Origin of the sequence: Paenibacillus sp. FSL K6-2441 (genome assembly GCF_037964765.1) — a bacterium.
Classification (GTDB): Bacteria; Bacillota; Bacilli; order Paenibacillales; family Paenibacillaceae; genus Fontibacillus; species Fontibacillus phoenicis.
Genome location: NZ_CP150174.1, coordinates 95897 through 105000, shown reverse-complemented (window position 1 = coordinate 105000; position 9104 = coordinate 95897). Strand labels below are relative to the sequence as shown.

At 52.3% G+C, this 9104-nt stretch carries 10 protein-coding genes; 1 reads left to right on the top strand and 9 read right to left on the bottom strand.

Features of this window, described 5'->3' with window-relative positions; translation table 11 throughout:
• Positions 1 to 352: 352 nt before the first annotated feature.
• The gene (locus NSQ80_RS00455) at positions 353 to 1729 is read left to right on the top strand and encodes an IS110 family transposase (RefSeq protein ID WP_260072012.1); all 1377 of its coding nucleotides are present in this window, start codon (positions 353 to 355) and stop codon (positions 1727 to 1729) included.
• 365 nt (positions 1730 to 2094) lie between these two features.
• Here NSQ80_RS00455 and lysS read toward each other — a convergent pair whose 3' ends face one another.
• The 9 genes from lysS to pabA all read right to left on the bottom strand — a co-directional run bounded on the left by lysS (position 2095) and on the right by pabA (position 9071).
• Positions 2095 to 3603, bottom strand: a complete 1509-nt coding sequence (gene lysS / locus NSQ80_RS00450; RefSeq protein WP_009226296.1) for a lysine--tRNA ligase — start codon at positions 3601 to 3603, stop codon at positions 2095 to 2097.
• A gap of 101 nt (positions 3604 to 3704) precedes the next feature.
• Positions 3705 to 4181 (bottom strand): transcription elongation factor GreA, encoded by a 477-nt coding sequence (greA, locus tag NSQ80_RS00445; RefSeq protein WP_009226297.1) that lies wholly within the window; start codon positions 4179 to 4181, stop codon positions 3705 to 3707.
• A gap of 367 nt (positions 4182 to 4548) precedes the next feature.
• Positions 4549 to 5550, bottom strand: a complete 1002-nt coding sequence (dusB, locus tag NSQ80_RS00440) for a tRNA dihydrouridine synthase DusB (RefSeq protein WP_260071854.1) — start codon at positions 5548 to 5550, stop codon at positions 4549 to 4551.
• Positions 5551 to 5591: 41 nt separating this feature from the next.
• Complete coding sequence (locus tag NSQ80_RS00435; protein ID WP_009226299.1) at positions 5592 to 5801, bottom strand: helix-turn-helix transcriptional regulator; 210 nt, start codon at positions 5799 to 5801, stop codon at positions 5592 to 5594.
• A complete protein-coding gene (gene folK / locus NSQ80_RS00430) occupies positions 5753 to 6301 on the bottom strand; it encodes a 2-amino-4-hydroxy-6-hydroxymethyldihydropteridine diphosphokinase (RefSeq protein WP_009226300.1) in 549 nt (182 codons plus the stop codon). Before folK ends, NSQ80_RS00435 begins: the two co-directional genes overlap by 49 nt.
• A 10-nt stretch (positions 6302 to 6311) precedes the next feature.
• Positions 6312 to 6674, bottom strand: a complete 363-nt coding sequence (gene folB / locus NSQ80_RS00425) for a dihydroneopterin aldolase (RefSeq protein WP_339300887.1) — start codon at positions 6672 to 6674, stop codon at positions 6312 to 6314.
• A gap of 30 nt (positions 6675 to 6704) precedes the next feature.
• On the bottom strand, positions 6705 to 7541 hold the full coding sequence (gene folP / locus NSQ80_RS00420) for a dihydropteroate synthase (protein ID WP_036646185.1): 837 nt from the start codon (positions 7539 to 7541) through the stop codon (positions 6705 to 6707).
• A complete protein-coding gene (locus NSQ80_RS00415; RefSeq protein WP_009226303.1) occupies positions 7522 to 8493 on the bottom strand; it encodes an aminotransferase class IV in 972 nt (323 codons plus the stop codon). Before NSQ80_RS00415 ends, folP begins: the two co-directional genes overlap by 20 nt.
• Positions 8490 to 9071 (bottom strand): aminodeoxychorismate/anthranilate synthase component II, encoded by a 582-nt coding sequence (gene pabA / locus NSQ80_RS00410; RefSeq protein ID WP_009226304.1) that lies wholly within the window; start codon positions 9069 to 9071, stop codon positions 8490 to 8492. The genes NSQ80_RS00415 and pabA overlap by 4 nt, the downstream gene beginning before the upstream one ends.
• Positions 9072 to 9104 lie beyond the last annotated feature (33 nt).

Sequence of the window (9104 nt, the reverse complement as noted above, 5' to 3'; positions counted from 1 at the left end):
TAAGGCTCAGCCTTCCCCAAATCATAAGAAAAACGTCTATCGACGTACATTCAACGTAGACAGATCGCATTTAGCGGAAGTTTTTCTTGCGATATCAGGATGCTAAGCCCCCGTAGTTTATACTTTCTGATATCTTAAGAAAAACGTCTATCGACCTACATTCAACGTAGACAGACCGCGTTTAGTGGAAGTTTTTCTTGCGATATCAGGATGCCAATGCCCCGAAGTTTATACTTTCTGGCGTGTAATATAATCAAAATATAAAGAGGAAATCCCCAGCGACTATCGAAGAAAGAAGCACCTGACAGGGAAGCTTCAATCTTACCTACCAACCACAGGAGGTTAAAGTCGCATGGGGAAATCCTCGCACATTCAAGGCCGTAAGGGAACTAAGTTCAGTCAACAGCTAAGGGGCGTTAACCTGGAGCAAGTCCTCATCGTTGCAATCGATGCGGCCAAGCTCCACCAAAAAGCCTTAATATGCAATTATTTCGGCGACATCATTGAAAAACCCTTCTTTTTCTCAGCGAATAATTCTGGTATGGAGCTGCTTTGCAAGAAGATTAATCAAGCGGTTACAGCCACAGAGGCTGTTCGCTTGTTCCTGGGTATTGAGGCAACAGGCCATTACTATGAAGACATCGTCCGCGAGATGGCGAAACGAGGGTACCACGTTCAGATCTTGAATCCGTATACCACCTTCGAGGAACGCGCCGGCGCACTGAATTGGTGCAAAACAGATGATCTTGATCTTGTGGCCATCGCCCATGCCATCAAAAGCAACAAAGCCACTGAAAACCAGCTTTTGAATGGCGTGCAGCGTCAGCTCCATGTCTTGACTCGAGCACGGCGCTCTGAGACACGGAAGCGTGCTTCCTTGCGTACAGAGATTCGAGCACTTATGGACCTCATCTGGCGCGAGTACCAAGGATATGCAGATTATTCAGCCGGTAGAGCTCGAAAAATCAAAGTATTCAGTGACTTCTGGGGGAAAGCCTCGCTCTTCTTCATGGAGCATTATCCACACCCCGCTGCTGTCCTGAAACTAGGGGAGACCGGGCTACGGAAGCTCTCGATTCAGCATAATCTCAAATTGCGAAACACCACCATCCAGAAGCTCTTGCACGTCGCTGAACAAGCGTTATCGAGAAACTTACAGGAACTTCGGCCTGAGCTTATGTTACTGAAAATGAAGCTACGTGACTTACGAACATTTGATGCCAAAATTAATGTTTTGGAACAAGAGATCGAGAACCTTCTCCTTCAGACAGACGGACGACTGCTTCTTACCGTCCCGGGCTTAGGAGTGACTACCGCGGCTGAGCTTTATGCTGAAATCGGCGATGTATCTCAGTACTCGAACGCAAACCAGTTAATTAAGAAAGCTGGCACAAACCCCATTGTTAAGCAAACAGGTGGCGGCAAAGGCTCCTACCGCAAGATTTCCAAACAGGGAAACGATCACCTTCGTTATGCGGTATATCTAGCAGGTAAGAGTCTCTGCATGCATAATAAGGACCTTAAGCCTTTCTATGATCGTCTGAAGGAAAAAGGAAAACATGAACGAGCCATCTTTGTTGCAATGGGTAATAAGATGCTCAAAGTCGCTTTCGCCATGCTGCGAGACCGTTTACCGTTTCAATCGCAGTGCTCTGATTATCACATCCTTGATGAGGTCAATAAGAAGTTGAACTTCAATTGCGTTATGCCGACACTAGCGGTGGCCTAACTAAGCAAGATCTTGGAACCGGTCTTTCTGGGACTGAGGGAAGATCGGATCACTTTCTTGGAGACCTTGGATCTCGTATGTCAGCTTTATCCACCTCGCCCTGTGAATGCGAATTGTACGTTAGCGTATACTCTGCACTCAGCCAGATTGCATCGCAGGATTGAAAAAACGAGGCTATTTCCTTTCAAGTCCGAGAAAGGCCGGTTTCAAGCATCGCTTCTCTGTCAGTTGCTAACTTTTTTGAAAATCTGGGTGGTTAGGTGTGTTTGGGTTACCCAGAAACCTAAAAATTCTACTTGACATAGTACGCTGATATTATAAAAAACAAGCCCAGCCTATAGCCGGGCTTGTTCTATTCCAAACTCTTATTCCGCAGAACGCATATGCGGGAACAGCAGTACGTCACGGATAGAAGCCGAGTCGGTCAGCAGCATCACCAGGCGGTCCACCCCGATGCCCAAACCACCGGTCGGCGGCATCCCGTACTCGAGAGCACGGATGAAGTCCTCGTCCATTTCATGCGCTTCATCATTGCCTTGCTCACGCTCAAGCAGCTGTGCTTCGAAACGCTGACGTTGGTCGATCGGGTCGTTCAGCTCCGTAAAAGCGTTAGCATGCTCACGAGCTACGATAAACAACTCAAAACGATCCGTAAACCGCGGATCCTGCTCGTTCTTCTTCGCCAGCGGCGAGATCTCCACCGGATGTCCGTAAACGAACGTCGGTTGGATTAACGTCTCCTCCACAAATTGCTCAAAGAACGCGTTCAAAATATGACCGTACGTCATATGCGGCTCCACCGGAACATTATGCTCCTTAGCCAAACGATGCGCTTCTTCATTGCTCATTTGCACGCTGAAATCGACGCCGGTTACTTCTTTAACCGCATCAACCATAGACACGCGACGCCATTGCGGCTTCAAGTTAACCTCATGCCCTTGGTAGTGCACCACTTGAGTCCCCAGCACTTCCTGCGCGATATGGGAGATCAGATTTTCCGTGAGCGCCATAATATCTTTATAGTCGGCATACGCTTCATACAGCTCGATCATCGTAAATTCCGGGTTATGACGCGTCGAGATCCCCTCGTTCCGATAGACCCGGCCGATTTCATAGACTTTCTCCAAGCCGCCAACGATCAGGCGCTTCAAGTGAAGCTCGATCGCGATCCGCATATACAACTGCATGTCCAACGCATTGTGATGCGTAATAAACGGACGGGCGGCTGCACCGCCGGCAATGTTATGCAGCGTCGGCGTTTCCACTTCCAAATAGCCGAGGGAATCCAGGTAACGGCGCATCGATCGGATGATCTGCGAACGTTTGATAAACGTCTGCTGCACTTCAGGATTCACGATCAAGTCGACATACCGCTGGCGATAACGCAGCTCGACATCTTTCAAGCCGTGATATTTATCCGGTAACGGATACAGCGACTTCGACAGCACCTCTAGGTCCTTCACCTTGATCGTCGTTTCGCCGGTTTTGGTCTTGAACACCTCACCGGTTACCCCTACGATGTCCCCAAGGTCCAGAATGCTGAACGCCTGATACTTCACTTCAGGCACGCTGTCTTGACGGACATAAATCTGAATTTTGCCCGACAAGTCTTGCAGATGCGCAAAGCTGGCTTTACCCATGACCCGTTTAGCCATGATTCTTCCAGCGATGGTCACCTCGACGTGCTTCTCCTCCAATTCTTCCTTGGACAGCCCGTCATATTGCCGGAGAATGTCACCCGCCATATGGGTGCGTTCATATTTTTTGCCAAAAGGGTCGATCCCAAGCCCGCGCAGCTCGTCCAATTTATCACGGCGAATTTGCAGCAGCTCGCTGACCTCCATCGCTTCCTGGTTATTAATCTCTTCGCTCATTACCCTACTCCACTCCTTAATCCAGCTGAATTTGCTCGCCGACAAAAGAAACAGTGAAAGAAGCCTCCGCTGGGGAAGCTTCTTCTCTCGCTCATTCCGCCTTACTTCTTAATGTCCACGATTTTATATTGAATCACGCCTGCCGGAACGTTGACGTCCACGATGGCGCCTTTTTTCTTCCCAAGAATGGCTTTGCCGACAGGACTTTCATTCGAAATTTTGTTCTGCATCGGATCGGATTCCGCGGTCCCGACGATCGCATATTCCATCGTATCGCCGAATTCCAGATCTTCCACCGTCACGATCGAACCAATGCTTACCGTATCCGTGTCGATTTCATCGTTGTTGATGATCCGCGCGTTGCGCAGCATTTTCTCCAGAGTGATGATCCGTCCTTCAATAAATGCTTGCTCGTTCTTGGCGTCCTCATATTCCGAGTTCTCGCTGATATCCCCGTATCCGATGGCAACCTTGATCCGTTCCGCGACTTCACGGCGTTTCACGGATTTCAAGTTCTCCAATTCTTCTTCCAGTCTTTTCAGACCGTCTTGGGTAAGGATAACTTCTTTATCGCTCATCTCAACCGATTCTCCTGTCATGGAAAAAATTTTCGCACGGTACGTGCGGCACCTGAAAACTCCCCTGGAAAACGAACGATTCCCAAAAGGAATGGTTCCTTTGCCATACCACCGCCGCCCAGGTGCATGGAAGCGCTCGCTTCCGGCCACAGTGATCACTTCGATTCTTGCTTGTTGTGTTAATTATATGCAATATGTGATAAGGGTCAGACCCTCATATGGGAGAGACTGGCACTTGAGGCGAATTTATATTGTGAAATTATAGGTGAACGATTCCGAAATGTCAATGACGCCCGATTTTACAAATGTAAACGTTTCATGTATAAGAGGTCCCCCCATGAGAGGACACCCCTCTCCACTTCAAACCTTAGGCGGACACCTCATCGCGCACCGTTCCCGCCGCCAAGTCGGCGACAAAATTCTCAAGAATCCGCACCATCTCATCCCGGCGGTTTTCTTCCATTATGAGGTCTTTGATGCGCGCCGCACCTTTCAACCCTTTCAAATACCAAGCCAAATGCTTGCGCATCTCGCGAACAGCAACAAGCTCGCCTTTCAGCGCCGCTAAACGGTCCATGTGCAGGATGGCAATGCGAATCTTCTCCTCCGCATCCGGCTCAGGAAGCAATACGCCTGTTTTCAAGTACTCGACGGTCCGGTACAGCATCCAAGGGTTGCCAAGCGCCCCGCGACCGATCATCACACCGTCGCAGCCGGTCTCATCCAACATCCGTTTCGCATCCTCGGGTGTCGCCACATCGCCGTTACCGATGACGGGAATCGACACCGCTTCCTTCACCTGGCGGATGTAACTCCAGTCCGCTTTACCGGTGTACAATTGCTCCCGAGTCCGGCCGTGAACGCTCACGGCTTTGCCGCCGGCTCGCTCAACCGCTTTGGCGTTGTCCACGACGTAGATGTGCTCCGCATCCCAACCAATGCGCATTTTCACCGTGACTGGCTTGCTTACCGCATCCACAACCGCCGCAACCATTTCGTATATTTTATTCGGGTCAAGCAGCCAGCGTGCGCCAGCGTCGCATTTCGTCACCTTCGGTACGGGGCAGCCCATATTAATATCGATGATATCGGCATTGGTTTCCTGATCGACGACTTTCGCCGCTTCTACGAGCGACGCGCGATCCCCGCCGAAAATTTGCAGGCTAAGCGGCTTTTCCCGCTCGTCCACAAAGAGCATTTCTCGAGTCCGCTTATTGCCGTGAAGGATTGCTTTATCGCTAACCATCTCAGCGCAGACAAGCCCTGTCCCAAATTCCTTGGCTATCAGACGGAAGGCCGGATTACATACGCCTGCCATCGGGGCAAGTACGACTTGGTTCTTCAATTCCACATCGCCAATCTTCAGCAAGATGGTTCCCTCCCATGCAATAAAATAGTTAAATCAGCGGTTCACTTCAGATCAGACTTTAGCTCCGCTAAGGATATTCCTAAACATTGTGCAATTTTAGTTAACATTTGATCATCTGCCCGGCGGTTCCCCCGTTCTACCGCGCCCAATAAGGCCAGGGATACGCCGGACTTCTCAGCCAGCTCTTGCTGGGTGAAGCCTTTTAGCTTTCGGAAAGCGCGGATGCGCTGTGCCAGTTGCATGTTTTCCAAAACCGGACGCCTTCCTTTCCATCTAAGTTGTCTAGGGCATTGTGAATCCGTTCAAACAGCCCGGAAGGCTCTCCTTCCGGCACGATGTCGGCCAAGGGAATGAGCACAAAAGCTCGCTCCATCATCCGCGGGTGCGGTAAGGTCAGAAGCGGTGTGTCCAACACCCTGCCGCCGGCCCATAACAAATCCAGGTCCACCGTCCGCGGCCCGAAGCGGATCGTACGCTCCCGTCCCAGCCGCAGCTCGATATCCAGCATGAAGGTCAGCAGCGCCTCAGGATCCAGCGACGTCCGGACAGCAACGGCCATATTCACAAAACAAGGCTGATCCAAATAACCTACCGGATCCGTCTCATATAGATTGGAGCAGCGCAATACCTCGATCTCAGGATGCTTCTGCAATTCCGAGATCGCTTGCATCAGGGTGGCCTCGCGGTCGCCCAGATTAGCCCCTAAAGCAATATAAGCCTCTGAAAGCTCAGAGGGAGATGTCGTAGTCATAAATATTAGCTCACTTTCTGGAACGATACAACTCGACCGTCACACCGTCAAAATGCACATCAAACGGCGGATGCGGCTTCGTAACTCGAACCGTTAACGCATCTACCCTAGTATAAGTGTCCAATACCGCAGATGCAATATGCTCCGCCAGGGCTTCGATGAGTTTGAAGCTTTTCTTCTCAACGATACCCTTGACCAGTTCATGCACTTCGGAATAATTTACCGTTTGAGTTAAGTCGTCGTTAACCCCGGCCTGCTGCAGATCCAGCGCGAGCTCCAAATCCACGTAAAAGCGCTGGCCGAGCTTACGCTCTTCCTCAAAAACACCATGGTACCCGTAATATTCCATGCGCCGCAGCACCATTTTATCCATTCATTTCAGCTCCCTTTACCGGCAAATGGGTCAAGCGTACACGATCGCATCACACATCTGCACGGTTTGCTTGATCTCCTTCACGTCATGAACGCGGACAATCTGACAGCCCTGCGCAATCCCCAGCGCCACGGTGGCCGCCGTTCCGAACACCACCTCATCGACCGGAAGGTCTAAGGCGGTACGAATAAATCGTTTACGGGACGTGCCAAGTAGCAGCGGGAACCCCAATGCCGCTAATTCGTCCAGCGCCTTCATCACGCGCAGATTCTCGAGATCGTCCTTGGCAAAACCGATGCCGGGGTCCAAAATGATATTTTCATCCTTAACGCCAGCCTTTCGAGCGATCTCCACACTCTCCCGCAAATCCGCAGCCACATCGGCAAGCAAATCGCGGTAATTGCGATCATGGCGGTTATGCATCAAAATCACCGGACAACCAAACTCCGCCGCCACTTCCGCCATCCGTGCCTCCGCCTTAAAGCCCCAGATATCATTAATGATATGCGCCCCGGCCTTCAACGCTTCGTACGCCACCTGCGCCTTGTACGTATCCACCGACAACGGAACGTGAGGAAGCTCGCGATGGAGTGCCTCGACGACAGGGATGACCCGTTCCAGCTCTTCCTGTTCACTTACGGGCACATGGCCCGGCCGCGTCGACTCCCCGCCGATATCAATGATATCCGCGCCCTCCGCAACCATCTCACGGGCATGCTGAACGGCAAGCTCCACATTATTGTAACGACCCCCATCGGAAAAAGAGTCCGGCGTCACATTCAAAATCCCCATCACCAGCGTGCGATCCCCTAATGTCAAAGAGGCCTCGCCCAGTTGGTAGCTTCGCTTATAAATGATCGGCTGCATCGCCACTCCTCGCTTTCTCCCTATATTTCCCCAACAACAGGCGCGTCATTGGTCCGATTTGCCCAGTCCCCACCGTGCGCCGCAACGTCCCTTGGCCGCCGGGCTGGCCGGGCTCTACCAGTTTCGTCACCGGCACGAGCTCCTGAATCGAATTCGTCAGAAAGACCTCGTCGGCCGCCAGCAGCTCGTCCCAAGTGTAGCGGCCTTCCTCCGCCGCAATCCCCTGCTCGGCCGCCAGCTCCAGCACCCTAGCACGAGTAACGCCGGGGAGAATGCCGGTTTTCACATCCGGCGTATATAATCTACCATTTCGCACAAAAAATACATTGCTGACGATTCCCTCCGCCAGCCAGCCATCCGCCGTCAGCAACAGTCCCTCAGCGGGTGCAGCGGCAGGTCTACTCCCATGCGCATGCGCCGCAGGAGCATCCGCCGTGTGCTGTGCCTCGCGTTCCAACCGGGCGAGTTCGCGCTTCGCCAGCACGTTGTTCATATAATGCAGCGACTTGAAACGAACCTCGCCCTCCGGCGTATTCCGAGGCGTTGCCAGCCGCCACAACGGCTTCCCGTCCGTGTACAACGCCGCACTCGGCTCCGGCAGCGGCTTCACGTAGATCACGACCCTCGGCTTCTCGTAGTCGCCGGCAGGCAAGCCCAACGGCCCCTCGCCAGCCGTTACCGTATACCGAATGTAGCCTTCTTCCAATCCGTTCCGCTCGAGCAGCTCGGCAATTTCCGCTTCAACCCGGCCAAGATCAGCCTGGTACGCCATCCCGAGCGCCCTGCAGCCCGCCTCCAGCCGCTGTAGATGCCGATCCAGCAGGAACGGCCGCCCTCCGTACGTGCGGAATGTCTCGAATAACCCGATCCCGTACATAAAGCCGTGATCCATCACGGAGATCACGGCTTGATCGACCGGGGTCGGAACGCCATCCACCCCGATGTAATTCATGCTTTGGCTTCCGCCTTTCGGTTCAGGAAGTTACGGAGAATTTGGTGCCCATGCTGGGTAATGATCGATTCCGGGTGGAACTGCACGCCCTCGACGGCATACTCTTTGTGGCGCAGCCCCATGATCTCCCCTTCCGCCGTCTCTGCGGTAATCTCCAGGCAATCCGGCAGACTCTCGCGCTCCACAATCAGTGAATGGTACCGCGTAGCCGTGAAGGGCGACGGCAGGCCGGCAAACACCGATTCTCCCTGATGGTAAATGGGCGACGTCTTCCCATGCATCAGCCGCTCGGCACGGATCACCTTGCCGCCAAAGACTTGACCGATCGCCTGATGCCCCAGACAAACGCCAAAGATCGGGATAACCCCTTTAAAATGCTCAATCAAATCCAGCGTAATCCCGGCCTCATTGGGCGTACACGGGCCGGGGGATATTAAAATATGATCCGGCTGCAAAGCCTCAATACCCGCAAGATCGATCTCATCGTTGCGGCGGACAGTTACTTCCTCGCCTAACTCACCTAAATACTGCACCAGATTGTACGTGAAAGAATCATAGTTGTCGATCACTAAAATCATCTCATCTCATCTCCTGTCCTAGACTTTGTCCAG